The following is a 25,556-nucleotide window of genomic DNA, read 5'->3' on the forward strand; positions in this document are numbered from 1 at the left end:
TAGCGTCTGAGCTATGTTGAATGATGGCAGGACGCTAACCAAGGCATTACGTTAAGGAGAAGCGACGATGAAGGCACTTTGCTGGCACGGTAAGAACGACGTTCGTTACGACACCGTTCCCGACCCTCAGATCGAACACCCCCGCGATGCGATCATCAACGTAAGCAGTTGCGCCATCTGCGGCTCCGACATGCACCTTTATGACCATTTCATTCCCGGCATGGAGTGTGGCGATGTGCTCGGTCATGAGTTCATGGGCGAAGTCATGGAGGTAGGCAGCGCGACCAAGGACCTCAAGGTAGGCGACCGCATAGTGGTGCCGTTCACGATCACCTGCGGCGAATGCGAGCAGTGCCTGCGGGGGAATTTCTCGGTCTGCGAGCGCTCCAATCGCAATAAATCCCTGGCAGATAAAGCCTTTGGCCACGCCGGTGCGGGGTTGTTCGGCTACTCCCACCTTACCGGCGGTTACGCCGGCGGCCAGGCCGAGTACGTGCGCGTACCCTTTGCCGACTCCACCCATATCAAGGTTCCCAGCACTCTCACCGACGAGCAGGTGCTGTTCCTGGGGGATATTTTCCCCACCGGCTGGCAGGCCGCGGTTCAGTGCGACATCCAGCCCACCGACACGGTGGCCATCTGGGGCGCTGGGCCGGTCGGCCAGTTCTGCATCCGCAGCGCCGTGCTGCTTGGCGCCAAACAGGTCATCGTGATCGATAACGTTCCCGAGCGTCTCTCCATGGCCCAGGCAGGCGGGGCGATCACGATCAACTTCGATCATGAAAGCGTGCTTGGTCGCCTGCAGGAGCTGACTCACGGCAAGGGGCCGGAAAAGTGCATCGACGCCGTTGGCCTTGAAGCTCACACCACGCGCTCGCTGGACTCTGCCTATGACCGGGTCAAGCAGGCAATGATGCTGGAAAGCGACCGGGCCCATGTGCTGCGTGAAATGATCTACGTGTGCCGGCCCGCCGGCGTGCTGTCCATTCCCGGTGTTTATGGCGGTCTGGTCGACAAGATTCCCATGGGCGCGCTGATGAACAAGGGGCTGACCGTGCGTACCGGCCAGACCCACGTCAAACGCTGGACCGATGATCTGCTGCGCCGTATCGACGAAGGCCAGATCGATCCCTCGTTCGTGATTACCCACTCCGTTGGCCTGGATCAGGGGCCTGACATGTATAACACCTTCCGCGAAAAGCAGGACGGTTGCGTCAAGGTCATTCTCAAACCCTGAACGTTATCCCATGGAGGCAGATATGCATCACTCACACCATACGTCGTCCGCCCGCATGACCCGCTCGCTCAGTTCCGCCGATAAAGTCGCCCGCGGGCTTGGTTGGCTGAGCCTGGGCATGGGGCTTTACCAGCTCTTTGCCGCGCCCAGGCTAGCCCGCCAACTCGGCATGGAAGGCCATGAGAACAAGCTGCGCGCCTGTGGCGCCCGGGAGATGATCAGCGGCATTGGCGCGCTGTCCGATAACCCCACGCCGTCGATCTGGGGGCGGGTAGGCGGCGATGCGATAGACCTGGCCGCGCTGACCTATGCGCTTCAGGACCGGCATCACCCCAAGCGCAAGAACCTGTACCGGGCGTTGACGGCGGTCAGCGTACTGACGGCGATCGATGTCTGCTGCGCCCAGGCGCTTTCCAAGCGCCATGCCTACCAAGCGGGCGTCACGCCGGACTACAGCCACCGCAGCGGTTTTCCGCAAGGGCTTGAGAGCGCTCGTGGCGCGGCGCGCGGCTATGAAGTTCCAAGCGACATGCAGGATGCGCTACCCAATCCGCCCATCTGATACTCAGCGTGGCATCAAGCGTATGACAAACGACCCAGGCACGATCCGATCAACGGTTCATGGATCCATTGCCTGGGGTCTTTTATGCCTGCTTCTGGAGTATATTGTTCGAACGCCCATGAGCCTGGGTTACCCGCCAGTCCGCGTGGAGGACGTCTCAGCATGCCATACCGCCAGAAATCCGAAGACTTCAGCCCGCTCGAAGAGCGCTGGCACAGCATTACCCACGGTATCGGCGCCGTCTTGAGCCTGGTGGGCATGGTGGCGCTGATGATCGTCGCCAGCCTCGCCGCCCAGGTGGATCCTTGGAAGCTGGCAAGCCTCGGTCTTTACGGCACCACGCTGGTGCTGCTCTACACCGCCTCGACCCTGTATCACGGCATCAATCACCAGCGCTGGAAGTCGCGCTTTCAACTGCTGGATCACTGCGCCATCTATTTGCTGATTGCCGGCACCTATACGCCATTTCTGCTGGTGAACATGCGCGGCCCCACGGGCTGGGGGCTGTTTGCCGCCATATGGTCGCTGGCACTGGCGGGGATCGTCTTGAAACTGCTGTGGCCTGCGCGCTTTTCAGTGTTGAGAGTCATCATCTACCTGCTGATGGGCTGGATGATCGTGCTGGCGGCTGATGAAATGGCGGCCAGCCTCTCGACCACCGGCATCGCCTTGCTGGCGGCCGGTGGGATTACCTATACGCTGGGGGTCATCTTCTACGCCGTGCGCGCCATTCCTTACAACCACACGATTTGGCATCTTTTCGTGGTGGCCGGCAGCGTGTGCCACTTTGTGGCCGTGGTGGCCACGGTGCTGCCGCATACGGCGTAAGCGCCGCTGGTTTACGTGGCGTCGGCGGCCTGCTGTTCACGCTCGGCGGCACGTTTTAATGCCGGGCGTGCCGAATGGCGCTTATGGTAGGCCAGCAAGGCGTCCGGCAGGCGATGTTGCATGCTGATCGCCCAGGAGAGGGTATGGGTCAGAAACAGGTCTGCCAGGGTAAAGGTGTGGCCTACCAAGGTTTCCTTGCCCTGGAAGCGGCGTTCGAGAGCGCCAAGGGCGCGCTGAAACTCCCAGGTGGCGGTTGGTACGATGGCCGACACGCGCTTGTCTTCGGGCAGGGCAAAGGTGTGCTTGGCCTGGGTCCATAGCGGCTGCTCGACTTCGGTGACGATAAAGCTGAGCCACTGATCGACCTGGGCACGCTCGGCAGCGCTTTCCGGCAGTAGTGCCGCCTGGTCGCGATACTGCTCGGCCAGATAGCGACAGATCGCCGAGGATTCAAACAGGGTCAGCTCGCCATCTTCCATCACCGGCACCTTGCCATCCGGATGGCGGGCCAGGTGGGCCGGGCTGTGGCCTTCGCCCTTGTCCAGCGCCACGTGCTGGCACTGGTACTCGACGCCCAGTTCTTCAAGCGTCCAGGTGGCCCGCAGCGAACGAGAGTGGGGAAAACTGTATAGCGTAATCATGGCGTACTCCTGTCAATCGTGCGTTAACAACGTCACTTGCATAAAAGAGAACGCCTTCAATCTAGCCGGTGCGGGGTAGGCTGTCGATGGCCTGGCCGCAAGGCTGGAGCGTTTGCGTGCCTGATCAAGCTGCCCCGAGCCAACTGACCCTGCGGTGATTAGCCCTCGCGCGCCTTGCGGATGCGTTCGTAGGCGTTGCCGATTTCGCTGGTGCGCGCCTGAGCAACGTCGCGCATGCTCTCGGGCAGGCCCTTGCCCGCCAGCTTGTCCGGGTGATTCTGGCTCATCAGACGACGGTAGGCTTTCTTGATCTCGGCGTCGCTGGCCTCCTCGGATACACCCAGCACGCGGTAGGCGTCTTTCAGCGCCTCTTCGCTGGCGCCCTGGGAGTTGGCGGCTGCGCCGTGCAGCATGGCTTCGATCTGCTGGAGTTCGGTTTCGCTACAGCCCACGCCGCGGGCCACTCGCAGGATCATGTCATGCTCGGCGGGGTGCAGCACCCCGTCGGCGGCAATCGCGGAAAGCTGTACCTGCAGGAACACCTGACGCATGACCGGCTGGTGGCGGGTCAGGCGGCCCACGCTTGCAAGCTCTGCATCCAGGTCAAAGTCATCGGCGCGGCCGCGCTCGAAGGCGGCACGCATTCGGGCACGCTGTTCGCCCTGCAAGCGCATCTGGTCAAGCAGCCGCTCGGCCACATCGCGCTCGCCTTCGGTCACCTTGCCATCCGCCTGGCACAGGCAGCCCATCACCGCGAAGATCGATTCCAGGAAGCCTTCCTGCAGCCGCATGCGCGCATCCATCAGGCGCCGGCTCAGGCGCCGCCCCAACCACCAGCCCAGGGCACCGCCAATCAACAGGCCCACGGGGCCGCCCGTGGCAAGACCGATCAGGGCAAAAAACACAATCAGAAGTAGCATGGCTCTCTCTAGCGTCAGTCGAACAGGTAAGCAGCCGGATAGGGGCGAGGGCGGTTCAAGGCGCGGTTGGCCTTCACCAGGAGACGTGCTGCGCCGAACGTACTACTATAGTTGAAAAGAAAGCCGGCTAACGGTTGTCGTGATCGTTTACCGCCGCAATCCGCCGCACGGCTTCCCCTCCCCCTTCCCTATGGAGACGCTATGGCCTCGCCAGATCCGGACGCCCCAAAAAACTCTACGGTACACGATCCCAAGGTTTTTGAGTATCACAACCCGGCCGGCGGCTGGGGCGCGCTCAAGGCGGTGGGCAAGCACCTGCTGCACAGCCGTTCAGCGGCGGCCAACGCGCGGTCGCTGTTCAAGCTCAACCAGCCCGATGGCTTCGACTGCCCGGGCTGCGCCTGGGGTGACCCGGCGCACGGCTCATCCTTCGAGTTCTGCGAAAACGGCGTCAAGGCGGTTACCTGGGAAGCCACCTCCAAGCGGGTTACCCGGAAGTTCTTTGCCCAGCATAGCGTCAGTGAGCTGAAGACCTGGGACGACTACCGCCTGGAAGATCAGGGTCGGCTGGTGGAGCCCATGCGCTACAACGCCGACACCGACCACTACGAGCCGATTGACTGGGACGCGGCGCTGGACCTGCTGGCCGCGGAGCTCAAGGCGCTGCCCACCCCGGACGACGCGATCTTCTATACCTCGGGCAAGGCCGGTAATGAATCGGCCTACGTGTTTCAACTGCTGACGCGGCTTTACGGTACCAACAACCTGCCGGACTGCTCCAACATGTGCCATGAGGCCAGCGGCGTTGCCCTGGGCGAGGCGCTGGGCACCGGCAAGGGCAGCGTGCGGTTGGAGGATTTCGAGCACGCCGAGGCGATCTTCGTGTTTGGCCAGAACCCCGGCACCAATCACCCGCGCATGCTGGGCACGCTGCGCGAAGCTGCCGAGCGGGGGGCAACGATCGTCAGCTTCAACCCGCTGCGCGAGCGCGGGCTCGAAAAGTTCGCCGATCCGCAAAAGCCGCTCGAGATGCTGCACAACGGCAGCCACCGGATCAGCTCGCACTACTTCTGCCCCAAGCTTGGCGGCGACATGGCGGTGGTGCGCGGCATGGCCAAGGCGCTGTTCGAGCGCGACGCGGCAGGCGAAAACGTGCTGGACCACGCCTTCATGGCTGCCCACACCGCCGAGCTTGACGGCTACCGCGCCCTGGTGGAAGCCACCGCCTGGGAAACCCTGGAGACGCAATCCGGGTTAAGCCGCGCCGAGATGGAAGAAGCCGCCGCGCTCTACGCCCGCTCCAGGGCGACGATCATCTGCTGGGCCATGGGGATTACCCAGCACGTGCACTCGGTGCCCACCGTGCGCGAGATCGTCAACCTGCTGCTGTTGTGTGGCAACCTGGGCAAGCTGGGCGCCGGCACTTCCCCGGTACGCGGCCACTCCAACGTGCAGGGCGACCGCACCATGGGCATTTTCGAAAAGCCTTCTGATGCACTGCTCGATGCCCTGGAAGCCCGCTACGGCAAACCCATGCCGCGTAAACACGGGGTGGACTCCGTGGCCGCCGTGCAGGCCATGCGCGACGCACCGGGCAAGGTGTTCATCGGCCTGGCGGGCAACTTCACCCGCGCGATTTCCGACAGCCGGGTGACCGAAGCGGCCATGGCCCGGTGCCGCATGACGGCGTTCATCAGCACCAAGCTGAACCGCAGCCATCTGGTGACCGGCAAGGACGCGCTGATTCTGCCCTGCCTAGGGCGCACCGAGGTGGACCGCAACAAGGCCGGCAAGCCGCAGCTGATCACCGTGGAAGACTCCATGAGCATGGTGCACGGCTCGGCGGGCATCAACCGCCCTGTAGACAAGGCACTGCCTTCCGAGATCACCATCCTCACCGGCCTGGCCGAGCGCCTTTTGGGCAGCGAGGTGGTGGATTGGGCGGCGATGCGCGAAGACTACGACGTGATTCGCGACCATATCGAAGCGGTGATCCCGGGCTTCGAGAACTTCAACGAACGCGTACGCGAGCCCCGCGGTTTCTGGCTGGTTAACCCGGCGTTCGAGCTGACATTTCCTACCCCGAGCGGCAAGGCCGAGTTTTCCACCGCCGCGCTGCCCGGCCAGGTGATGCACCAGCAGATGACCACCCGCGAAGGTGGCTGGCTGACGCTGCAGACCATGCGCTCTCACGACCAGTACAACACCACGGTATACGGCTACAACGACCGCTACCGCGGCATCGAAAACGGCCGCCAGGTGATCTTCCTGAACGCTGCGGACATCGACCGGTTGGGGTTCGAAGCGGGGCAGTGGGTAGATCTGATCGGCGAATCCAGCGACGGTATCGAGCGCCGGGTCGATGGCTTCAAGATCGTGGCCTATGACACCCCCGAAGGCTGCGCGGCAGCTTACTATCCCGAAACCAACCCGCTGATTCCGCTGGACCACAAGGGCGACAAGAGCCACACCCCGGCTTCCAAGTCGATCGCCATCCGCCTGCAAGCCAGCGCCCGGATCGCCTGAGCCCGTGCCTGAACGCCCCGCAGACCCAGCGAGCCTGCAGCGCGCACTCAACGCCCTGCAGGCCGCTCATCCCGAGCTCGACCCCCTGGCGGCCCTGGTGCTGTTGGCGCTTGATGAACAGCCACCTTCTGAAAACGGCGTTTCCAGCGCGTTGCTCGCCCGGTACCTGGAGATCGAACACGCCCTGATCCGCCGCGCCTGCACCACGCTTGAAGAGGCGGGTTGGATCAGAACCCAACCCGCCGGCGGGGCCAGCCCGGCGCTGCGGGTGTGTTGGGTCGCCAGCCTGTGACAAGTGCTGGCCATATTGGCTCAGCAAAGCCAGATAGCAGACACGACTTCAAAATAAACAGTAAACTAAAGTTTTACGAAATTACGCCGAAGGTAGTGTCGGGCTTGAGCGCTTGGTGCAAGCTGTCTGAAAGCTCCAGCGAATACGTGGATTGATGGCTATCGGCTCATCAACAACGGCACTCAACAAGAGGATTGTCATGAGTACGGTTAACAACGCCCACAACACGACCATGCCGTCGGTGCTGGGCAAAAAAGACAGCAATGATGAGATGGTGCATCGTATCGGCCATCTTACGCGCCTGCTGCGGGACAGCATGAAAGAGCTTGGCCTGGATCAGCAGATCAGCCAGGCGGCGCAGGCGATACCCGATGCCAATGACCGGCTCAACTATGTCGCCTCGATGACCGAGCAGGCGGCCGAGCGGGCCTTGAATGCCGTTGAGCGCGCCCAACCTGTGCAGGATAGTCTCGAGGCGGAGGGGGCGGCGCTCAATCAGCGTTGGCAGGCAGCAGCGGCGCTGGCCGTCGTGGAAAGCGATCCGTCGCTTGTCAAGGATACACAGCACTACCTGAGTGATTCGCTTCCGGCTGCGACCGGTACCACGCAGAAAGAGTTGCTTGAAATCATGATGGCCCAGGACTTCCAGGACCTTACCGGGCAGGTGATCAAGAAGATGATGGAAGTCATTCAGTTGATCGAAGAGCAGCTTGTTCAAGTCCTGGTGGACAACGTGCCTAACGTCACCGATGGAGTCAGTATCGACGACCATCGTGATGAGCATGCCAAGCTGCGCAATGGCCCGCAGGTACGGGAAGGCAAGGCTGACGCGGTATCAGGGCAGGATCAGGTAGACGATCTGCTCGACGAGCTTGGTTTTTGAGCGGCTTTCTCGGCCATTGAGCGTTGCCAGGCAGCGCGTTGTGATGGCCGCCCGTGGCCGGGCGGCATTCGGTTGAGGATAGGCGGCGACGCGTGTCAATCTGCAAGGGGCCTTTCCCCGAGCGCGCTAGGGCAACCGCTGACGGATGGCCGCCTCGATGCCTTCGGCGTCCAGGCCGCAGTCGCGGAGCAGTTCTTCCGGGGTGCCGTGTTCCACAAATATATCCGGCAGGCCGAGATGGAGCATCTCGATCTGTACGCCTTCAGCGTGCAGCAACTCGCTGACGGCGCTGCCCGCGCCACCGGCGATCGTATTCTCTTCCAGTGTGACCAGCAGCTCGTGCTCGTCGGCGGCGTGGAGTACCGCATCGCGGTCCAGCGGCTTGATCGAGCGCATGTTGATATGCGTGGCGTTCAGTCGCTCGGCGACCTCGGCGGCGGGGCCGTTCAAACTGCCAAACGCCAGTAACGCAACGCGCACGCCGTCGCCGGTTGCTTCGCGGCGCACCTGCGCCTTGCCGATGGGCAGGGCATCCAGATGCATAGGGATCTCCACGCCAGGGCCGGTACCGCGCGGGTAGCGCACCGCCGCAGGGCCGGGGAAGTGGTAGGCAGCGCTCAGCATGGCGCGACATTCTGCTTCATCGGCGGGCGCCAGAATCACCATGCCGGGCACGCAACGTAGGAAGGAGAGATCCATGCTGCCGTGGTGGGTCGGGCCGTCTTCGCCCACCAGGCCCGCGCGGTCGATGGCAAAGGTGACATCCAGGTTCTGCACCGCCACGTCGTGAATCAGCTGGTCGTAGCCGCGCTGCAGAAAGGTCGAGTAGATCGCGACCACCGGCTTCAGGCCTTCGCAGGCCATGCCGGCGGCGAGTGTTACCGCGTGCTGCTCGGCAATCGCCACGTCGAAGTAGCGTGCCGGGAACTCCCTGGAAAAGCGTACCAGGTCCGAGCCTTCGCGCATGGCAGGGGTAATGCCCATCAGACGCGGGTCGCTTTCGGCCATGTCGCACAGCCAGTCGCCGAACACGTTGCAGTACTTCTTCTTGGGGGCACTGGGTGCCTTGGGCGGTGGGGCGGGCGTCTTGCTGGTCTTTTCCAGCTTGGTGATGGCGTGGTAGCCGATCTGGTCCGCCTCCGCGGGCAGAAAGCCTTTGCCTTTCACCGTCTTGATATGCAGGAACTGGGGGCCCTTGGCGTTGCGCAGGTTGGCAAGCGTCTCGGTCAGGGCTTCCAGATCGTGCCCATCAATGGGCCCCACGTAGTGAAAACCCATCTCCTCGAACAGGGTGGCCGGGCTGACCATGCCTTTCATGTGCTCTTCGGTGCGGCGGGCCAGTTCCAGGGCGCCAGGCAGATGAGAAAGTACCTTCTTGCTCTCCTCGCGGATCTTGAGGTAGGGCTTGCTCGACAGCACCCGTGCCAGGTAGGTGGCCAGGCCGCCCACGTTTTCCGAGATCGACATTTCGTTGTCGTTGAGCACGACCAGCATGTTGGCGTTGACATGCCCGGCGTGCGCCAGCGCTTCAAAGGCCATGCCGGCCGTGAGCGCGCCATCGCCGATGATGGCGCAGACGCGGCGGTCGTCACCCTTGGCCTGCGCCGCCAGCGCCATGCCAAGGGCTGCTGAAATCGAGGTGCTGGAGTGGCCCACGCCAAAAGTGTCGTACTCGGATTCGGCGCGGCGTGGAAAGGCGGCCAGGCCGCTGTGCTGGCGAATGCTCAGCATCGCCTCGCGGCGACCGGTCAGGATCTTGTGCGGGTAGGCCTGATGGCCAACGTCCCACACCAGGCGGTCCCTGGGCGTCTGAAAGGCGTGGTGCAAGGCCACGGAGAGTTCCACCACGCCGAGGCCGGCGCCGAAATGGCCGCCGGAAACGCCCACGCTGTAGAGCAGATAGGCACGCAGTTCGTCAGCCAGTTGCGCCAACTGCCGAGCATTCATGGCATGCAGCGCCGAGGGGTGGTCAAAGGAGTCGAGCAGCGGCGTTGCCGGGCGCTCGCGGGGAATCTCGTCGAACAGCTTCATGGGCATCTAGTGGTCGCGCTCGATCATGTAGTGGGCCAGTTCAGCCAGGGGCGCGGCTTGCTCACCTAACGGCGCAAGTGCGGCAATGGCCTCGTCAATCAGGGTTTGCGCCTTGTGCTGCGCGCCATCAAGCCCCAAAAGGCTTGGGTAGGTTGGCTTGGCGCGGGCGGCATCGGCGCCGGATGTCTTGCCAAGCGTGGCGGTATCGCCGGTCACATCAAGCACATCGTCATGAATCTGGAAGGCAAGGCCGATGGCGCGTGCATAGCGTGTCAGCGCTTCCAGGCGCGGGTCCGCATCATCCACGGCGATCAGCCCGCCGAGGCGCACGGCGGCTACGATCAGCGCGCCGGTCTTGTGGGCGTGCATGTGGGCAAGCGCGTCGACGTCCGGATGGCCGCCCACGGCAGCCAGGTCGAGTGCCTGGCCTGCCACCATGCCAGCGCGGCCCGAGGCGGTGGCCAGGGTCATGACCAGGCTGCCCAGGCGTGGGTGGGTGGTGCGCGCCAGCACTTCGAAAGCCAGGGTCTGCAGCGCATCGCCGGCCAGGATGGCGGTGGCTTCATCATAGGCGATATGCACGGTAGGCTGGCCGCGGCGCAGGTCGTCGTCGTCCATGGCGGGCAGGTCGTCGTGAATCAGCGAGTAGGCGTGAATCAGTTCGATGGCGGCGGCCGGGGCGTCAAGATCCGAGTCGCGCGCGCCCAACGCCCGGCCCGCCAGATAGACCAGCAGCGGGCGCAGGCGCTTGCCACCCACCAGCAGGCCGTGACGCATGGCGGCGTCCAGCCGGGGCACGACGGCATGTTCGTCAAACAGGGCGTTCAGGGCCGCATCGACCCGGGCGGTGCTGGTCTGGCGCAGGGCCGTGAGCGACGCTGTGTGCGTGGCTACCATGGGGGCGTCTCCTCAGCCTCACCGTCATCTGCGGAGGCGTCATCGCGCTCGAAAGAGGCGACGCTCAGGCGGCCGTCACTGTCTTCGCTCAGCGCGCGTACCTTTAGCTCGGCGCTGTCCAGCCGCTGCTGGGCGTCGCGGGTCAGCCGCACGCCCTGCTCGAAGGCGCCCAGCGCATCTTCCAATGAGAGCTCGCCCGACTCCAGGCGTTCTACGATGGTTTCCAGCTGTTCAACCGTGGCCGCAAAATCCTGCGGTGAGGGTGTGGTATCGCTCATTGGTCACTGCCTACTGTTTTGGCGCCCGATCACAGGGCCGCGCGTGTACCCACAACGTAAACGCACAGTATACACCGAGGCCAGGGGGTGGCGTCTTCCCCTGGCGGTTTTCAGGGGCACTTGCACTGTTTTCATCTTGAGAACGCAGACATTTCATTCGCTTGCCTCGGTTCGATGAAGAGGCAATGTGCTACTATACGGCCTTCCCGTGAACCGATACACGGCGCACGCCGCCGACCATAGAGGTTGATTCAGCATGGCTAAAACGTCCCTGGACAAGAGCAAGATCAAGATCCTGCTACTCGAGGGCGTCCACCAAAGCGCGGTGGACAATTTTCACGCTGCCGGATATGAAAATATCGAGCACTTGCCGACATCGCTCGACGAAGCGGCGCTGATCGAAAAGATCCGTGACGTGCACTTCATCGGTATCCGCTCGCGTACCCAGCTCAATGAGCGGGTGTTTGCCGCCGCGGAGAAGCTGGTCGGGGTGGGCTGTTTCTGTATCGGTACCAATCAGGTAGACCTGGAAGCGGCGTTGAAGCGCGGTGTTGCCGTGTTCAACGCGCCTTACTCCAACACGCGCTCGGTAGCCGAGCTGGTGCTGGCCGAGGCGATCATGCTGCTGCGCGGCATTCCGGAGAAAAATGCCCGCGCTCATCAGGGCGGCTGGCTGAAATCCGCCAGCAACTCCCACGAAGCGCGGGGCAAGACGCTCGGCATCGTGGGTTACGGCAGCATCGGCGCGCAGCTTTCGGTGCTGGCCGAAGCCCTGGGTTTCAACGTCATCTACTTCGACAGCATCACCAAGCTTGGCATGGGTAACGCAAGCCAGGTAGGCAGCCTTGTGGAGCTGCTGGAGCGCTCTGACGTGGTCAGCCTGCACGTGCCGGACCTTCCTTCTACCCGCTGGATGATCGGTGCCAAGGAAATTGCCGCCATGAAGCAGGGTGCAATCTTCATCAACGCTTCGCGCGGCAGCGTCGTGGAAATCGAGCCGCTGGCCGATGCAATCAAGTCGGGCCATCTCAATGGCGCTGCCATCGATGTGTTCCCGGTGGAGCCAAAGGGCAACAACGAGGAGTTCGAAAGCCCGCTGCGCGGCCTGGAAAACGTGATCCTGACACCGCACATCGGTGGTTCGACCCTGGAAGCCCAGGAGAACATCGGTATCGAAGTGGCCGAGAAGCTGATCACCTACTCCGACAACGGCACGACCATCACCTCGGTCAACTTCCCGGAAGTGGCGCTGCCCGCGCACCCGGACAAGCATCGCCTTCTGCACATTCACGACAACGTGCCGGGCGTGCTTTCCCAGATCAACCGCGTGCTGTCGGAAAATGGCATCAACATCTCCGGCCAGTACCTGCAGACCAATGACAAGGTCGGCTACGTGGTCATCGATGTGGACAAGGCCTACGGCCCTCAGGCACTCGAAGCGCTGAAGCAGGTCGAGCATACCCTGAAAATCCGCACGCTCTACTCATCGCACAACAGCTGATAAAGCGAAGGTAGCCAAGCGCAAGCGGTACGAACGGCCCCTTTCGAGAGGGGTCGTTTTGCGTACAGGTAGCCTTGCAGTTGACCAGGGGGCTTGGCTACTCAGGCCAGGTCGAACAGCTCAGGCCAGATCGAACAGCAGCACGTCGCTTGCCTCCTTGCCGGTGACGCTCAGGCGCTCGCCGGGCTGGAACGCTGCCGCATCGCCAGCACTCAGGCGCTCGCCGTTGACCTCGAGCGCACCCTTCACCACGTGCAGCCAGGCATGGCGTGTGGCGGGTGTCTCGATGTGCTCGCCCTCTGCAAGAAGGCCGGCGTACAGATTGACATCCTGATTGATGCTGACCGAATCCTCGCGGCCATCCTGAGACACCACCAGCCGCCACTGGCCTTGGCGGCTGGCGGCGGGAAAGGTTTTCTGCTCGTAGCTGGGGGCGATGCCAAGGGCGCGGGGCTCGATCCAGATCTGCAGAAAGTGCAGCCCCTTTTCACTGGAGTGATTGAATTCGCTGTGCACCACGCCCGTGCCCGCCGACATGCGCTGCACATCGCCCGGGCGCATGATCTCGCCGTTGCCCATGTTGTCCTTGTGCTCCATCTCACCTTCCAGCACGTAGGAGATGATCTCCATGTCGCGGTGAGGGTGGGCGCCAAAGCCATGGCCGCCGGCTACGCGGTCTTCATTGATCACCCGCAGGGCGCGAAAGCCCATGTGTTCGGGATCCAGGTAGTTGGCAAACGAAAACGTATGGTAGGAGCGCAGCCAGCCGTGGTCGGCGTAGCCGCGCTCGTCGGCGCGTCGGATTTTCATGCAGTGCTCTCAATAGAATCGAAGGAATAGCGTCAATATACGCCCGAACTGGCGAGGCATGGGGTGAAGCTTTCAGTACGATGGCGTCGATTAAATCGACGCTTTTTTTAAGGCAGATGACCTGCGTCAACGTGCCGGCATTCAAGCGCTGCGCGGTTTGCGCTAGACTACGGCGTTTTCAACCCGGTCCGCCCTTTGCGAGGGCGACTACCTGGAGTCCTGCATGTCTGTATCTGTTTCTGAATCCGTCGCTGAGTCTGTTGCTGGCGTTGGCGAGATGCCGCGCATCGTCGTGGCGGCGCTGTACAAGTTTGTCACCCTGGATGACTTCGAGGCGCTGCGCGAGCCGCTGCGCCAGACCATGGTCGATAACGATGTCAAGGGCACCCTGCTGCTCGCCAAGGAGGGCATCAACGGTACCGTTGCCGGTACCCGCGAAGGCATCGATGCCCTGCTTGCCTGGCTGACCGCTGATCCGCGCCTGGCCGATATCGATCACAAGGAGTCGTTTTGTGACGAAACGCCGTTCTACCGCACCAAGGTCAAGCTCAAGAAAGAGATCGTGACCCTTGGCGTGCCGGGCATCGACCCCAACGATACCGTGGGCACCTATGTCGAGCCGGAAGACTGGAATGAAGTGATCTCCGACCCCGAGGTACTGGTGATCGATACGCGTAACGATTACGAAGTGGCCATCGGCAGCTTCGAAGGCGCCATCGACCCGAAAACTACCACCTTCCGCGAGTTTCCCGAGTACGTGCGCGAGCACTATGATCCCGAGAAGCACAAGAAGGTCGCGATGTTCTGCACCGGCGGCATCCGCTGCGAAAAAGCTTCCAGCTTCATGCTGAAAGAGGGGTTCGAAGAGGTCTACCACCTCAAGGGCGGGGTGCTGAACTACCTGGAAAAGGTGCCGGAAGAGAAGTCACTGTGGCGGGGCGATTGCTTCGTGTTCGATAACCGGGTCACGGTGAAGCACGATTTGAGCGAAGGCACCTATGAGCAGTGCCACGCCTGCCGCATGCCGGTTTCCACCGAGGACATGCAGTCACCTGCCTATCAGCCGGGCATCAGCTGCCCGCACTGTATCGATTCGCTACCCGAGAAGACCCGCGCCGCCGCCCGCGAGCGCCAGCGTCAGATCGAGCTTGCCAAGGCGCGCGGCGAGCCGCATCCCCTGGGTTATAACCATCGCGAAAAAGCCTGATACGCTCGCCCTGAGCGTTTGAACAGATACCGGCGGCCACACCCGTGGCCGCCGGGGGCACTGATTCCCTTTCCTTAAGCATTCTGCATTCGTGGAATTCGTTTCCGTAAACGCGACAGCGCCCTGGTGGCGCGTTATCCTGTGGGTTTTGTGCCTTCAGGAGAGAGCAGGGTGAGTGAAGCCAAGCGTAGAACGGTCGGGCGTCCGGCCAGTGCCGCCAAGGCCGGTGGTGGTCATAGCCAGTCGCTGGTACGTGGTCTGACGCTACTGGAGTATCTGGCCGCGAGTCCGCGGGGGCTGGCCCTTTCCGAGGTGGCCGAAAAGGCCGAGCTTGCACCTTCCACTACCCACCGCTTGCTGCAGGCGCTGCAGAGCCAGGGCTTTGTCACCCAGGAAAACGAGCAGGGGCTTTGGCGCATCGACGTCAAGACCTTTCGCATCGGCAACAGCTTCCTGGAAGCGCGTGACGTGGTGGCCAAGAGTCGTCCCTTCCTGCGTCGACTGACCGCGGAGACCGGCGAAACTGCCAATCTGGGTATTCGCGACGGCGATACGGCGGTGTTTCTGGCCCAGCATGAATCGCCCCAGATGATGCGCATGATTACCCGCCTGGGTTCCCGGGCGCCGTTGCACGCCTCCGGCGTGGGCAAGGCGCTGCTGGCGTGGATGCCCGCTGACGAGCGCGAGCGTTTCATGACCGGCGGTGAGCTGGCCCAGGTGACGGAGAATACCCTGTGCCAGCCCGAGTCACTGGCCGCCGAAATGCAGCAGATCAGCCAGCAAGGGTTCGCCTGTGATCGCGAAGAGCATGCCATTGGCCTGCACTGCGTGGCGGCCTGCGTGTTCGATGAGCACGCTCTGCCGCTGGCGGCGATTTCGGTGTCAGGGCCCATGGCGCGCATTCCCGAGTCGCGCCTTCTGGCGCTCGGGGCGCAGGTGCGCCAGGTCGCCGATGAGATTACCGCCCAGTTGGGCGGCCAACTGCCGCGCTAGACGCGCAGCCGCTCATGCTGAGCCTTTTCCTTGTCGCCTTCGCCAGCGCCACGTTGCTGCCCGGCGGCTCCGAGGTATGGCTTGCCAGGCTCTGGTGTCTGGGGGAGCCAGCTTTCGTGCTCTGGTGGGTCGCCACCGCAGGCAATACCTTGGGCAGCCTGGTCAATGTGGCCATGGGCCGCTATGCGCGCCAGTTTCAGCACCGGCGCTGGTTTCCGGCCTCGCCTGCCAGCCTTGCCCGGGCAGAGCGCTGGTACCACAAGCTGGGGGAGGCGAGCCTGCTGCTCTCCTGGGTGCCCATCATCGGCGACCCGCTGACGGTACTGGCCGGGCTGTTTCGCCTGCCCTGGTGGCGCGCTGTGCTGTGGATCGTGATGGCCAAGGGCGTACGCTACGCCGTGGTGCTGGGCCTGGCGCACCGCTTTTTGCTGCCGCTCTGCCAAGCCTGATGCTCCCCGTCCGCAAGCTCTCATGACGTTGAACTTACTGCCAGACCTCGCTTATGTGCGCATGTTACCCTGTGCGGCTTTATCGGCTGGCAATCAGCCTGGCGCGATATGTCGGTCGACATATCGATTTGCATAAAGCGGGCCAGCCGTTAGATTTAAGAAAGCATTTATCAAATATGGAGGTTAAGGTGTGACGCCACTACGATTACTACCCTGGCTGGGTGTCTGGATGATGGCGCTGCTGGCACTGCTTGCAACGCCTGCACTGGCCCAGACAACGCTCAGCGCTGAAAGCGAAGCGCCTGCAGCCTCACCGGCAGAACAAGCGCCTTCCTACGAGGCGCTTGCCGAGCTGCTCGAAAACGATCAGTCGCGGCAGGAACTCATCGACCTGCTGCGCAACCAGGCTTCTGCGTTGCCGGCAGGCCTGGAAGCACAGTTATCTCCCGAGGCGGCGGCGCAGGGCGGCAACGTAGCGCCTGAAGATGTATCACTTCCCCGCCAGCTTGCCGAGTTTACCAGCCGGATAGTGACCGATATCGGCCAGCAGGTCGAACAGGCGTTCTCGATCGTCGGCGACCTCTTTACCGGGCAGGGGACCGGCTCATTTGATTCTGCCGCGTTTATACAGGCAGCGATTAACCTTGGCATCGTCATTCTGGCTACCTTTGCGCTGTTTTTCGCGCTGCGCCGGTTGGGCAAATCGGCGTTTGCCAAGGTAAGTCGCTGGTCGCTGAACGGCACCGGCCTGACCCCGGTACTGCGGCTTGTCATAAGCGTGGCCATTGCCGCGGTGATCGATTTTCTGCTGGTGGGGCTTGCCTACGTTGGCGGTAACCTGGTGGCCACCTTTGCCGTTGGTGAAACTGGCGAGCTTTCCACCCGCGCCTCGCTGTTCTTGAACGCGTTTCTGATCATCGAGCTGTTCAAGGCGGTCATGCGCATGCTGTTCTCCTCCAAGTACGAGGGACTGCGCCTGCTGCCGATTTCCGCCCATGAAGCCTCCTACTGGAACCGCTGGCTTGCCCGGCTGATCGGCATGGTCGGGTACGGCCTGATGGTGGCCGTGCCGCTGGTCAATTTCTACCTGGGCGCGGCGCTGGGGCAGGCGGTGGGTACCGTGATCATGATCATCGCGTTCATCTACGCCGTGGCCGTGGTGCTGAAAAATCGTGTGCGCCTGCGCAGCAACATGAATGCGCTCGCGGCCAACAGCACCATGACTGCCAGCCGCGTATCGATGCAGCTGTTTGCGCGCACCTGGCACCTGTTTGCGCTGCTGTACTTCCTGGTAGTGTTCGTGCTCACACTGACGCGTCCGGGGGATGCGCTGCCGTTCGTGCTGTTTGCGACCCTGAAGACACTCGCCGCCGTGGTGATCGGGATACTGGCGTCCACCTTCCTGACCCAGACCATCGGCCGGCGTATTCAGCTTTCCGACGACTTGCGGCGCAAGCTGCCGATGCTCGAGCACCGCCTGAACAGCTACGTGCCCAATGCACTGCGCGTGCTGCGAACGGTGATTCTGGTGGCCGTCATCATGGTCATTCTGGATGCCTGGGGTGCTTTCAATCTGGCGGGCTGGTATGCCTCCGAGCGTGGTGCACACATCGTGGGCAACCTGATCAGCGTGGCGGTGATCCTGATCGTTTCGCTGGGCGTCTGGCTGGCGCTGGCCAGTCTGATCGAGCACAAGCTCAACCCGGAAACCGGTACGGGGGAGCCTTCAGCGCGCGCCAAGACGCTGCTGAGCCTGTTCCGTAATGCCTTGGCCATTGCCATGGTGACCATTACCGGCATGATCGTGCTCTCCGAGATCGGCATCAATATCGGGCCGCTGATCGCCGGTGCCGGGGTGCTGGGTCTGGCAATTGGTTTCGGTGCCCAGAAGCTGGTGCAGGACGTGATTACCGGTGTCTTCATCCAGATCGAAAATGCCATGAACACCGGAGACGTCGTCACCGTAGGCGGCATTACCGGCACCGCCGAGCGGCTGAGCATTCGCTCGGTGGCCATTCGCGATCTGTCGGGTACCTACCATATCGTGCCGTTCTCGAGCGTGGACACCGTGTCCAACTACATGCGTGAATACGGCAATCACGTGGGCGAGTACGGTATTGCCTACCGTGAGAACATCGATGATGCGATCGCTCAGCTCCAGCTGGCCTTCGAAGATCTGCGCGCCAGCGAAGAGCATGGCTTCAAGATACTGGCGGATCTGACCGTGGCAGGCGTGACCGCGCTTGCCGACAGCTCGGTGAATATCCGTGTGGTCATCAAGACCACGCCGGGCGATCAGTGGGGCGTAGGCCGTGCCTACAACCGTCTGGTGAAGATGCGCTTCGACGACGCCGGTATCGAGATTCCGTTCCCGCATACCACGCTCTACTTCGGCCAGGACAAGTCAGGTTCGGCGCCGCCCGCCAACCTGCGTGTCATGCAGCAGGCGTTCACCATCGACGGCAGCCCGGCCGGGCAACCCAAGTCGGGTGATGTGATCGAGGATGATCGCTACAACCCACGCAGGGAGAGTGCCAAGGCTGAAAACCCCGAGCATCACAAGCCAGATGACGAGGACGTATAGCCCGCACGCCCTGTGTGAGGATAAGCAGGCGAGGCCACCTTCGGGTGGCCTCTTGCGTTTTTTGGCGTGTATCAGGCGGAGTAATTTTCCGAATGCCGGCCTTCCAGAAGGATCGACTCGCCGCCATCCACGAACAGCACCTGCCCGGTCACGAAATCGTTATCCAGCAGGTAGTGCAGGGCGCGTACCAGGTGCGCGGGCGTGCCTTGGCGATGAAGCGGAATGCCCTCCAGGCGCCAGGCGATATAGTCAGGCGAGCGTTGCGAAGTAGGCAGTACCACGCCGGGGGCGATGCCGTTTACCCGAACGTGCGGAGCAAATTCCAGCGCCGCCATCTGAGTCACTTCCACCAACCCTTTCTTGGACAGCAGATACGCTGCATAAGGGTACTGATGGTAGGCAACCTTGTTGTCGATGATATTGATCACGCAGCCTTTTCCCACGCGTTTGGCAAAGTGCTGGGTCAACAGTAGCGGGGTGAACAGGTTGACCCGAAACTGCGCCTCCAGCATGGCGAGATCGGTGCGGGCAAGCGGCGCCGCCTGATAGGCGGAGGCGCTATTGATCAGTACGTTCAGGCGAGGAAAGCGCTGCCAGACTGCGTCAATCAGCGCGTCCAGCGGGTCGTGCAGAAAGTCGCTGGTGAATATTTCGCACGCCTGGCCTTTGGCACGAATAACACGTGTGACCTCCTCGGCTTCACCGCGCGAGCGGTTGACGTGCAGGGCGATATCGTACCCGGCGTCTGCCAGCGATTCGGCAAAGAAGCGCCCCAGCCGGGTGGCCCCACCGGTAATTAATGCAGCATAAGGTTCCATGCTATGTCCCTGTAATTATTGGTTATAAATCGAGTGCATAACCTGGGCGTCGAGGATCTTTCGATTGGCTACTTGCACACTGAAAGCGTAGCGCTAGTCTGAAACAGGAGCATTACGGTTCTTATGAATTCTTTGGATTGTGCTGAGCCAGGTCACGGCTATGTCATCGAAAGCATTGCAACTGGAACAAAAAGCTCCCCTGCATGAGTGCCTGATTTCCATTGGCTCGAACATCGAGCCCGAGCGCCATTTCGCCCAGGCGTTTATACTGCTGGGAAGCGAGTGTGAATTGATCGCCCACTCCCAGGCGATCTCCACGCCGCCGGTCGGTTTTCTGGATCAACCGGATTTTCTCAATGCGGCACTGCTGGTACGCACGCCGCTTGACCATGCAACGTTTCGCGCTTATCTGAAGGCGGTCGAGAATCGGCTGGGGCGCGTGCGCGGACCCAACAAGTCGGGACCGCGCACCATGGACCTGGATATCGTGGCCTGGGACAGCGAACTGCTCGACCCGAGCTACTTTACCTACGACTACGTTCGCCGACCCGTGGATGAAGTGCTGGCCGCCAGCGGGCGCTCCCTGTGGCGGAAAAAGAATTAAATATCTTTCTCTACAGGCCGATAATTTGAACATCTTCCCCCCTGACCCTTATTCCATTAGCGCCTGACCCATTAACGCCTGCCGGTAAGACATGCCAGCCGAGGATGCGGATTGTTTAGCCTGAACACCAACGTCACCTCGCTGCTGGTGCAGAACAACCTGCGTACCAGCCAGCAGATGATGCAGACCTCCATGCAGCGGCTCTCGTCGGGGCTGCGGATCAACAGCGCCAAGGACGACCCGGCGGGCCAGGCCATTGCCAATCGCATGGGCGCCCAGATTCGCGGCATGCAGCAGGCGGCTCGCAACACCAATGACGGGATTTCCCTGGTGCAGACCGCCGAGGGCGGGCTCAACCAGATCAACGACAACCTCCAGCGCATCCGCGAACTCAGCGTGCAGGCGAGTAGCGATACCTACTCGGCCCAGGACAAGCGCTCGATCCAGGACGAGATCGACCAGCGCCTGGAGGAGATCGACCGCATCGCCGGGCAGAGCAGTTTCAACGGCATCAAGATGCTGAACGGGGCGCGAGAACTCGCCATTCAGGTGGGCGCCAACGCCGGTGACACCATCAACGTGCGCATGGTGGCAATGGACCGCCAGGCGCTCGGCCTCGACGGCTTCAGCGTGCTGGAAGGCTCGGCCACGGAAAAACCCATGGCGCTGCTCGATGAGGCCATCGGCAAGCTCGACCGGCAGCGCAGCTACTTTGGCGCCACGCAGAATCGCTTCGAGAGCGTGATCGAAGGACTCGACAATGCCGTCGTCAACCTCTCCAACGCCCAGTCGCGCATTCAGGACGCCGACTACGCCCGCGAGGTCTCTAACCTGGTTCGTGCCCAGATTCTCCAGCAGGCCGGCATCGCCATGCTCGCCCAGGTCAACCAGCAGCCACAAATGATCTTGCGGCTGCTCGAAGGGCTTTAGCGAAGGGCTTTAGATAGCTACCAAGCGATACATTCCTTTTTTGCCGCCTTGATCCATCGTCTCGCCCCCGGCAGGCGCCAGATACGCCATCCATTCCAATACGGCATGGATTAGGCGTTTTTTTTCGTTTGTGATCTACGTGCCTGATTTGCTTTGATAAGGCCATTCAAGCCGCCATGACAGGAGACACAACGGCGATGGACCTTCCCCATGTAAGTGCTGCCCTGGGTGTCATGCACCCGATCTGTGTTGCCCGCGGGCGCAATGCCGAAGTCTGGGATGAAGCAGGTCAGCGCTACATCGATTTCATTGGTGGCATCGGCGTGCTCAATCTCGGGCACTGCCACCCGGCCGTGGTCGAAGCCGTCAAGGCTCAGGTAGATACCCTGATGCACTCGGCGTTCAACGCGGTGCCGCATCGCGGCTATCTGGCGGTCGTGGAGGCGCTGGACCAGTTCGTGCCGGTCTCCTACCCGCTCTCCTGCATGCTGACCAATAGTGGCGCCGAGGCGACCGAAAACGCGCTGAAAGTGGCCCGCGGTGTCACGGGCCGCCAGGCCGTGATCGCCTTCGATGACGCGTTTCACGGCCGTACGCTGGCGGCGCTGAACCTGAACGGCAAGGTCAAGCCGTATAAGTCCGGGCTTGGCGCCTTGCCGGGCCCGGTGTATCACCTTCCTTTCCCGAGTCGCGACAGTGGGGTGACGGCCGAGCAGGCACTGGCGGCGCTCGAGCGCCTATTCGACGTCGAGATACCCGCCGATGAAGTAGCGTGCATGGTGGTCGAGCCCATTCAGGGCGAGGGCGGCTTTCGTCTGCTGTGCCCACGGTTTGCCCGGGCCATGCGCGATATCTGCAACCAGCACGGCATCGTGTTGATCTTCGACGAAATTCAGTCCGGGTTCGGGCGTAGCGGCAAGCGCTTCGGCTTTAGCCACCTGGGGGTCGAGCCCGATCTGTTGCTGATGGGCAAAAGTATCGCCTCGGGCCTGCCGCTGGCCGCACTTGCCGGGCGCGCGGCGCTGATGGACGCGCTTCCCAAGGGGGCGCTTGGCGGTACCTACTCGGGCAACGCCGTGGCCTGTGCCGCAGCCCTTGCCGTCATGGACGTCATGCAGGACGATATGCTGAGCACCTGGGGCGAGCGCCAGGAAGCGCTGATCGTCGAGGCGTATCAGGCATGGCAGGCGAGTGGCCGCTTTCCCATGCTGGGAGCCATGACCGGGGTCGGGGCCATGCGGGGGATCGTCTTCGAGGATACGCAGAGCGCCACTGGCGCTGAGCATCTCGCGGCGCTGCTGGCCGCCGGGCGCGAAGCCGGTGTGCTGCTGATGCCCAGCGGGCGTAAACGTAACGTTCTGCGCCTGCTGCCCCCCTTGACCACCGAGCCCGAGGTATTGAAAGAAGGGCTTGGCCTGATCGAGCAGGCGCTGGAGACGCTGCGCGCATGATGGCAAGAGAGGTCGGCGCCGAGGTCAACGCGTTATACAGGCGTTTTCTGACCGCTCTTGAAACACGCGGCTTCGAAGGCGAGATCGCCCCGGACTACGCCCAGCGCACGGTGCTCGCCACCGACAACTCGATCTACCAGCGCCTGCCCCAGGCCGCCGTGTTTCCGCGCCACGCCGAAGACCTCGAGCGCCTGGCCAGGCTCGCCGCAGAAACGCCCTACCGCGACGTGGTGCTCACGCCTCGCGGCGGCGGCACCGGCACCAACGGCCAGTCGCTGACCGACGGCATCGTGGTGGATGTCTCGCGCCACATGAACCGCATTCTGGCGATCGATGTCGAGAACCGCCGCGTGCGGGTGCAGGCCGGCGTGATCAAGGATCAGCTCAACGCCGCGCTCAAGCCTTACGGCCTGTTCTTCGCCCCGGAGCTCTCCACCTCCAACCGCGCGACGGTCGGCGGCATGATTTCCACCGACGCCAGCGGCCAGGGCAGCTGCACCTACGGCAAGACCCGCGATCACGTGCTCGAACTCGACACCGTGCTGCTCGGCGGCCAGCATCTGCACAGCCGGGCGCTGAGCAGCGACGAGGAGCCGCAGGCGCTGCAACAGCCGGGGGCGCTGGGCAAGGTGCACCGCACCGCCGCCGAGATCATCGACCGCGAGCGGGAGGCGATCGAGGCGACCTTTCCCCCGCTGAACCGCTGCCTGACCGGCTTCGATCTCGCCCACCTGCGCGATGAACACGGCCAGCTCAACCTCAACAGCCTGCTGTGCGGCTCGGAAGGCACGCTGGGCTTTCTAAGCGAAGCCGTGCTCAACGTGCTGCCGATCCCCCGGTACGCCACCCTGGTCAACGTGCGCTATACGAGCTTCATGGACGCGCTGCGCGACGCCAAGGCGCTGATGGGCAGCGCCCGGCCCACGTCCATCGAGACCATCGACGATACGGTGCTCACGCTGGCCATGGCGGACTTCGTCTGGGACAGCGTGGCGGCGTTCTTTCCGGCCGGCGAGACACCGATTCGCGGCATCAACCTGATCGAATTCAGCGGCGATGACCCTGACGTGCTGGCCGCGCAGGTAGCCGCGTTTACCGAGCATCTGCGCCAGGACACCACCGTTGCGCGTCTGGGCTACACCCTGGCCGAGGGCCGCGCGCAGATTAACGCCGTCTACGCCATGCGCAAGCGCTCAGTGGGGCTTTTGGGTAACGTACAGGGCGAACAACGCCCGCTGCCCTTCGTGGAAGACACCGCCGTGCCGCCGGAGCATCTGGCGGACTTCATTGCCGAGTTCCGCGCGGCGCTGGACGCCCGCGGGCTTGCCTATGGCATGTTCGGCCACGTGGATGCCGGCGTGCTGCACGTGCGCCCGGCGCTGGACATGAAGGACCCGGCCCAGGAAGCGCTGATTCGCGAGATCTCCGATGAGGTCGCCGCGCTGACCCGGAAATACGGCGGCCTGCTGTGGGGCGAACATGGCAAGGGCGTACGCTCGGAGTACGCGCCGCAATTCTTTGGCGCGCTCTACCCCAGCTTGCAGCGGGTCAAGGCGGCGTTTGATCCGTACAACCAGTTGAACCCCGGCAAGATCGCCTCGCCCGCCGAGGACCCGGCGCTCATCGCCCGGACCCGCGACCCTGACCTGCTCAGCGTGGATGGCGTACCCACCCGCGGGCAGCTGGACCGCACCATCGACGAGCGCGCCTGGCAGGCGTATGACGCGGCGGTGTACTGCAACGGCAACGGCGCCTGCTACAACTACGACCTCGACGACCCCATGTGCCCCTCCTGGAAGGCCACCCGTGATCGCGTTCACTCGCCCAAGGGGCGCGCCAGCCTGATGCGCGAGTGGCTGCGGCTGCAGTCCCGGGCGGGTATCGACGTGGTGGACGAGTCGCGCCAGCGCCAAAACGAAAGCACGGGCCAGGCACTGCTGCGCTTTCCCAAGCGCCTGATCAACACGCTCAGCCGCCAGCGCCACCACGACTACTCCCACGAGGTCTACGACGCCATGGCGGGGTGCCTTGCGTGCAAGTCCTGCGCCGGGCAGTGCCCGATCAAGGTCAACGTGCCGCAGTTTCGTTCCCAGTTTCTGGAGGTCTACCACGGCCGCTACCTGCGCCCGCTGCGCGATTACCTGATCGGCCATACCGAGCGGATGCTGCCCACCCTGGCGGCCATTGCCCCGGTGTATAACGCCGTGATCGGCCAGCGCTGGGTGGATGCGCTGATGCGCAAGGGCCTGGGCATGAGCGACTCCCCAAGGCTTTCGCGGGCCAGCGTGAAAAAACAGCTGCGCGCCTGGGGCGTGGCCGAGGCCACACCGACCGCCCTGGCCCGGCTGACCGAACAGCAGCGCGCCCAGAGCGTGATTGTGGTGCAGGACGCCTTCACCACCCACTTTGAAGCCAGGCTGGTGATGGACGTGGTGGAGCTGCTGACGCGGCTTGACCTGCGCGTCTTCGTGATGCCATTCAGTGTCAACGGCAAGCCGCTGCAGGTGCAGGGGTTTCTGGGGGCGTTTGCGCGCACCGCCGAACAGCAGGCCCGGCGGCTGCGGGCGCTGCAGGAGTTCGACGTGCCCCTGGTGGGGATCGACCCGGCGATGACCCTGACCTACCGCCAGGAGTATGTGAAGACGCTGGGAGCGGGCCAGGTGCCGGCGGTACTACTGCTCCAGGAGTGGCTGGCCACGCGTCTCGATACCCTGGCGATTGGCACGCTCGAACTGACCGACCCAGGCTTCAAGCTGTTGTCGCACTGCACGGAGAAGACCAACGCCCCGGCCAGCCCCCGCGCCTGGCAGCAGGTGTTTGCCGCCTTCGGGCTGACGCTTTCACTGGACGAGGCTGGCTGCTGCGGCATGTCCGGCACCTACGGCCACGAAACCCGCAATGCGGCCACGTCGAAAACCATCTACGCCCAGTCCTGGCAGCCGAAGGTGGAGGCAACAGAGAACGCCGGCCGGCTACTGGCCACGGGGTATTCGTGCCGCAGCCAGGTGAAGCGGTTTTCCGATCAGGTGCTCCCCCACCCGATGCAGGCACTGCTGGCATACATGAAGTCGACTTCTATGTCTCAACCCAACAATACGCAGAGAGAGCCTTGAA

22 protein-coding genes are annotated in these 25,556 nt (G+C 62.9%); 15 read left to right on the forward strand and 7 right to left on the reverse strand.

Translation table 11 applies throughout. The features are described 5' to 3' along the window. Positions 1-67 precede the first annotated feature (67 nt). The 3 genes from HW452_RS08900 (at position 68) to trhA (ending at position 2,627) form a co-directional block, all read left to right on the forward strand. Positions 68-1,237, forward strand: a complete 1,170-nt coding sequence (locus HW452_RS08900) for a zinc-dependent alcohol dehydrogenase (protein ID WP_224105752.1) — start codon at positions 68-70, stop codon at positions 1,235-1,237. A 22-nt stretch (positions 1,238-1,259) separates the two neighbouring features. Continuing rightward, a complete protein-coding gene (locus tag HW452_RS08905) occupies positions 1,260-1,799 on the forward strand; it encodes a hypothetical protein (RefSeq protein ID WP_224105753.1) in 540 nt (179 codons plus the stop codon). A 162-nt stretch (positions 1,800-1,961) separates the two neighbouring features. Beyond that, entirely contained in the window at positions 1,962-2,627 is a 666-nt protein-coding gene (trhA, locus tag HW452_RS08910; protein ID WP_224105754.1) for a PAQR family membrane homeostasis protein TrhA, read from the forward strand. 11 nt (positions 2,628-2,638) lie between these two features. Here trhA and HW452_RS08915 read toward each other — a convergent pair whose 3' ends face one another. Together HW452_RS08915 and djlA are read right to left on the reverse strand one after the other, a co-directional pair. Next, a complete protein-coding gene (locus HW452_RS08915; protein ID WP_224105755.1) occupies positions 2,639-3,268 on the reverse strand; it encodes a glutathione S-transferase family protein in 630 nt (209 codons plus the stop codon). A 158-nt stretch (positions 3,269-3,426) separates the two neighbouring features. Further along, on the reverse strand, positions 3,427-4,188 hold the full coding sequence (gene djlA, locus HW452_RS08920; RefSeq protein WP_224105756.1) for a co-chaperone DjlA: 762 nt from the start codon (positions 4,186-4,188) through the stop codon (positions 3,427-3,429). A 201-nt stretch (positions 4,189-4,389) separates the two neighbouring features. Between djlA and HW452_RS08925 the strand changes: the two genes are divergently transcribed. The 3 genes from HW452_RS08925 to cheZ all read left to right on the forward strand — a co-directional run bounded on the left by HW452_RS08925 (position 4,390) and on the right by cheZ (position 7,889). Continuing rightward, the gene (locus HW452_RS08925) at positions 4,390-6,714 is read left to right on the forward strand and encodes an FdhF/YdeP family oxidoreductase (protein ID WP_224105757.1); all 2,325 of its coding nucleotides are present in this window, start codon (positions 4,390-4,392) and stop codon (positions 6,712-6,714) included. Between the two features lie 4 nt (positions 6,715-6,718). After that, positions 6,719-7,006: a MarR family transcriptional regulator gene (locus tag HW452_RS08930; protein WP_224105758.1), complete on the forward strand. Its 288-nt coding sequence runs from the start codon at positions 6,719-6,721 to the stop codon at positions 7,004-7,006. Positions 7,007-7,205: 199 nt separating this feature from the next. Beyond that, positions 7,206-7,889: a protein phosphatase CheZ gene (gene cheZ / locus HW452_RS08935; RefSeq protein WP_224105759.1), complete on the forward strand. Its 684-nt coding sequence runs from the start codon at positions 7,206-7,208 to the stop codon at positions 7,887-7,889. A gap of 126 nt (positions 7,890-8,015) precedes the next feature. Here the strand turns inward: cheZ and dxs are convergent, their stop codons facing one another. The 3 genes from dxs to HW452_RS08950 are packed head-to-tail and all read right to left on the reverse strand — an operon-like array spanning position 8,016 to position 11,095. Next, positions 8,016-9,926: a 1-deoxy-D-xylulose-5-phosphate synthase gene (gene dxs, locus HW452_RS08940; RefSeq protein WP_224105760.1), complete on the reverse strand. Its 1,911-nt coding sequence runs from the start codon at positions 9,924-9,926 to the stop codon at positions 8,016-8,018. Further along, the gene (gene ispA, locus HW452_RS08945; RefSeq protein WP_224105761.1) at positions 9,927-10,817 is read right to left on the reverse strand and encodes a (2E,6E)-farnesyl diphosphate synthase; all 891 of its coding nucleotides are present in this window, start codon (positions 10,815-10,817) and stop codon (positions 9,927-9,929) included. Further along, entirely contained in the window at positions 10,811-11,095 is a 285-nt protein-coding gene (locus HW452_RS08950) for an exodeoxyribonuclease VII small subunit (protein WP_224105762.1), read from the reverse strand. Before HW452_RS08950 ends, ispA begins: the two co-directional genes overlap by 7 nt. Before the next feature lie 256 nt (positions 11,096-11,351). Here HW452_RS08950 and serA point away from each other — a divergent pair, with 256 nt between their 5' ends. Beyond that, positions 11,352-12,596, forward strand: a complete 1,245-nt coding sequence (gene serA, locus HW452_RS08955; RefSeq protein ID WP_224105763.1) for a phosphoglycerate dehydrogenase — start codon at positions 11,352-11,354, stop codon at positions 12,594-12,596. 120 nt (positions 12,597-12,716) lie between these two features. Here serA and HW452_RS08960 read toward each other — a convergent pair whose 3' ends face one another. After that, complete coding sequence (locus HW452_RS08960; protein ID WP_224105764.1) at positions 12,717-13,406, reverse strand: pirin family protein; 690 nt, start codon at positions 13,404-13,406, stop codon at positions 12,717-12,719. A 223-nt stretch (positions 13,407-13,629) separates the two neighbouring features. Here HW452_RS08960 and HW452_RS08965 point away from each other — a divergent pair, with 223 nt between their 5' ends. From HW452_RS08965 to ybiO, 4 genes are all read left to right on the forward strand, one after another. Further along, positions 13,630-14,613, forward strand: a complete 984-nt coding sequence (locus tag HW452_RS08965) for a rhodanese-related sulfurtransferase (protein WP_425348098.1) — start codon at positions 13,630-13,632, stop codon at positions 14,611-14,613. A gap of 171 nt (positions 14,614-14,784) precedes the next feature. Then, the gene (locus tag HW452_RS08970; protein ID WP_224105765.1) at positions 14,785-15,606 is read left to right on the forward strand and encodes an IclR family transcriptional regulator; all 822 of its coding nucleotides are present in this window, start codon (positions 14,785-14,787) and stop codon (positions 15,604-15,606) included. A 14-nt stretch (positions 15,607-15,620) separates the two neighbouring features. After that, positions 15,621-16,055: a YqaA family protein gene (locus tag HW452_RS08975; protein ID WP_224105766.1), complete on the forward strand. Its 435-nt coding sequence runs from the start codon at positions 15,621-15,623 to the stop codon at positions 16,053-16,055. Positions 16,056-16,245: 190 nt separating this feature from the next. Then, entirely contained in the window at positions 16,246-18,639 is a 2,394-nt protein-coding gene (gene ybiO, locus HW452_RS08980) for a mechanosensitive channel protein (RefSeq protein ID WP_224105767.1), read from the forward strand. Between the two features lie 71 nt (positions 18,640-18,710). Here ybiO and HW452_RS08985 read toward each other — a convergent pair whose 3' ends face one another. Beyond that, complete coding sequence (locus HW452_RS08985) at positions 18,711-19,457, reverse strand: SDR family oxidoreductase (RefSeq protein WP_224105768.1); 747 nt, start codon at positions 19,455-19,457, stop codon at positions 18,711-18,713. 160 nt (positions 19,458-19,617) lie between these two features. Between HW452_RS08985 and folK the strand changes: the two genes are divergently transcribed. The 4 genes from folK to ydiJ all read left to right on the forward strand — a co-directional run bounded on the left by folK (position 19,618) and on the right by ydiJ (position 25,555). Beyond that, positions 19,618-20,061, forward strand: coding sequence for a 2-amino-4-hydroxy-6-hydroxymethyldihydropteridine diphosphokinase (gene folK / locus HW452_RS08990; RefSeq protein WP_224105769.1), 444 nt, complete (start codon positions 19,618-19,620; stop codon positions 20,059-20,061). Between the two features lie 111 nt (positions 20,062-20,172). Further along, positions 20,173-20,991 (forward strand): flagellin, encoded by an 819-nt coding sequence (locus HW452_RS08995; RefSeq protein WP_224105770.1) that lies wholly within the window; start codon positions 20,173-20,175, stop codon positions 20,989-20,991. Between the two features lie 197 nt (positions 20,992-21,188). Continuing rightward, on the forward strand, positions 21,189-22,442 hold the full coding sequence (locus HW452_RS09000) for a 2-aminoadipate transaminase (RefSeq protein WP_224105771.1): 1,254 nt from the start codon (positions 21,189-21,191) through the stop codon (positions 22,440-22,442). Continuing rightward, positions 22,439-25,555, forward strand: coding sequence for a D-2-hydroxyglutarate dehydrogenase YdiJ (ydiJ, locus tag HW452_RS09005; RefSeq protein WP_224105772.1), 3,117 nt, complete (start codon positions 22,439-22,441; stop codon positions 25,553-25,555). Before HW452_RS09000 ends, ydiJ begins: the two co-directional genes overlap by 4 nt. Position 25,556: the final 1 nt, after the last annotated feature.

The organism is Vreelandella aquamarina (assembly GCF_020075495.1).
Classification (GTDB): Bacteria; Pseudomonadota; Gammaproteobacteria; order Pseudomonadales; family Halomonadaceae; genus Vreelandella; species Vreelandella aquamarina_A.

Excerpts from the sequence above, each read along its gene's own strand:
- HW452_RS08900 (WP_224105752.1), top strand. The coding sequence starts at position 68 with ATGAAGGCACTTTGCTGGCACGGTAAGAACGACGTTCGTTACGACACC.
- HW452_RS08905 (WP_224105753.1), top strand. The coding sequence starts at position 1,260 with ATGCATCACTCACACCATACGTCGTCCGCCCGCATGACCCGCTCGCTC.
- trhA (WP_224105754.1), top strand. The coding sequence starts at position 1,962 with ATGCCATACCGCCAGAAATCCGAAGACTTCAGCCCGCTCGAAGAGCGC.
- HW452_RS08915 (WP_224105755.1), bottom strand. The coding sequence starts at position 3,268 with ATGATTACGCTATACAGTTTTCCCCACTCTCGTTCGCTGCGGGCCACC.
- djlA (WP_224105756.1), bottom strand. The coding sequence starts at position 4,188 with ATGCTACTTCTGATTGTGTTTTTTGCCCTGATCGGTCTTGCCACGGGC.
- HW452_RS08925 (WP_224105757.1), top strand. The coding sequence starts at position 4,390 with ATGGCCTCGCCAGATCCGGACGCCCCAAAAAACTCTACGGTACACGAT.
- cheZ (WP_224105759.1), top strand. The coding sequence starts at position 7,206 with ATGAGTACGGTTAACAACGCCCACAACACGACCATGCCGTCGGTGCTG.
- dxs (WP_224105760.1), bottom strand. The coding sequence starts at position 9,926 with ATGCCCATGAAGCTGTTCGACGAGATTCCCCGCGAGCGCCCGGCAACG.
- ispA (WP_224105761.1), bottom strand. The coding sequence starts at position 10,817 with ATGGTAGCCACGCACACAGCGTCGCTCACGGCCCTGCGCCAGACCAGC.
- HW452_RS08950 (WP_224105762.1), bottom strand. The coding sequence starts at position 11,095 with ATGAGCGATACCACACCCTCACCGCAGGATTTTGCGGCCACGGTTGAA.
- serA (WP_224105763.1), top strand. The coding sequence starts at position 11,352 with ATGGCTAAAACGTCCCTGGACAAGAGCAAGATCAAGATCCTGCTACTC.
- HW452_RS08960 (WP_224105764.1), bottom strand. The coding sequence starts at position 13,406 with ATGAAAATCCGACGCGCCGACGAGCGCGGCTACGCCGACCACGGCTGG.
- HW452_RS08965 (WP_425348098.1), top strand. The coding sequence starts at position 13,630 with ATGTCTGTATCTGTTTCTGAATCCGTCGCTGAGTCTGTTGCTGGCGTT.
- HW452_RS08975 (WP_224105766.1), top strand. The coding sequence starts at position 15,621 with ATGCTGAGCCTTTTCCTTGTCGCCTTCGCCAGCGCCACGTTGCTGCCC.
- HW452_RS08985 (WP_224105768.1), bottom strand. The coding sequence starts at position 19,457 with ATGGAACCTTATGCTGCATTAATTACCGGTGGGGCCACCCGGCTGGGG.
- folK (WP_224105769.1), top strand. The coding sequence starts at position 19,618 with ATGTCATCGAAAGCATTGCAACTGGAACAAAAAGCTCCCCTGCATGAG.
- HW452_RS09000 (WP_224105771.1), top strand. The coding sequence starts at position 21,189 with ATGGACCTTCCCCATGTAAGTGCTGCCCTGGGTGTCATGCACCCGATC.
- ydiJ (WP_224105772.1), top strand. The coding sequence starts at position 22,439 with ATGATGGCAAGAGAGGTCGGCGCCGAGGTCAACGCGTTATACAGGCGT.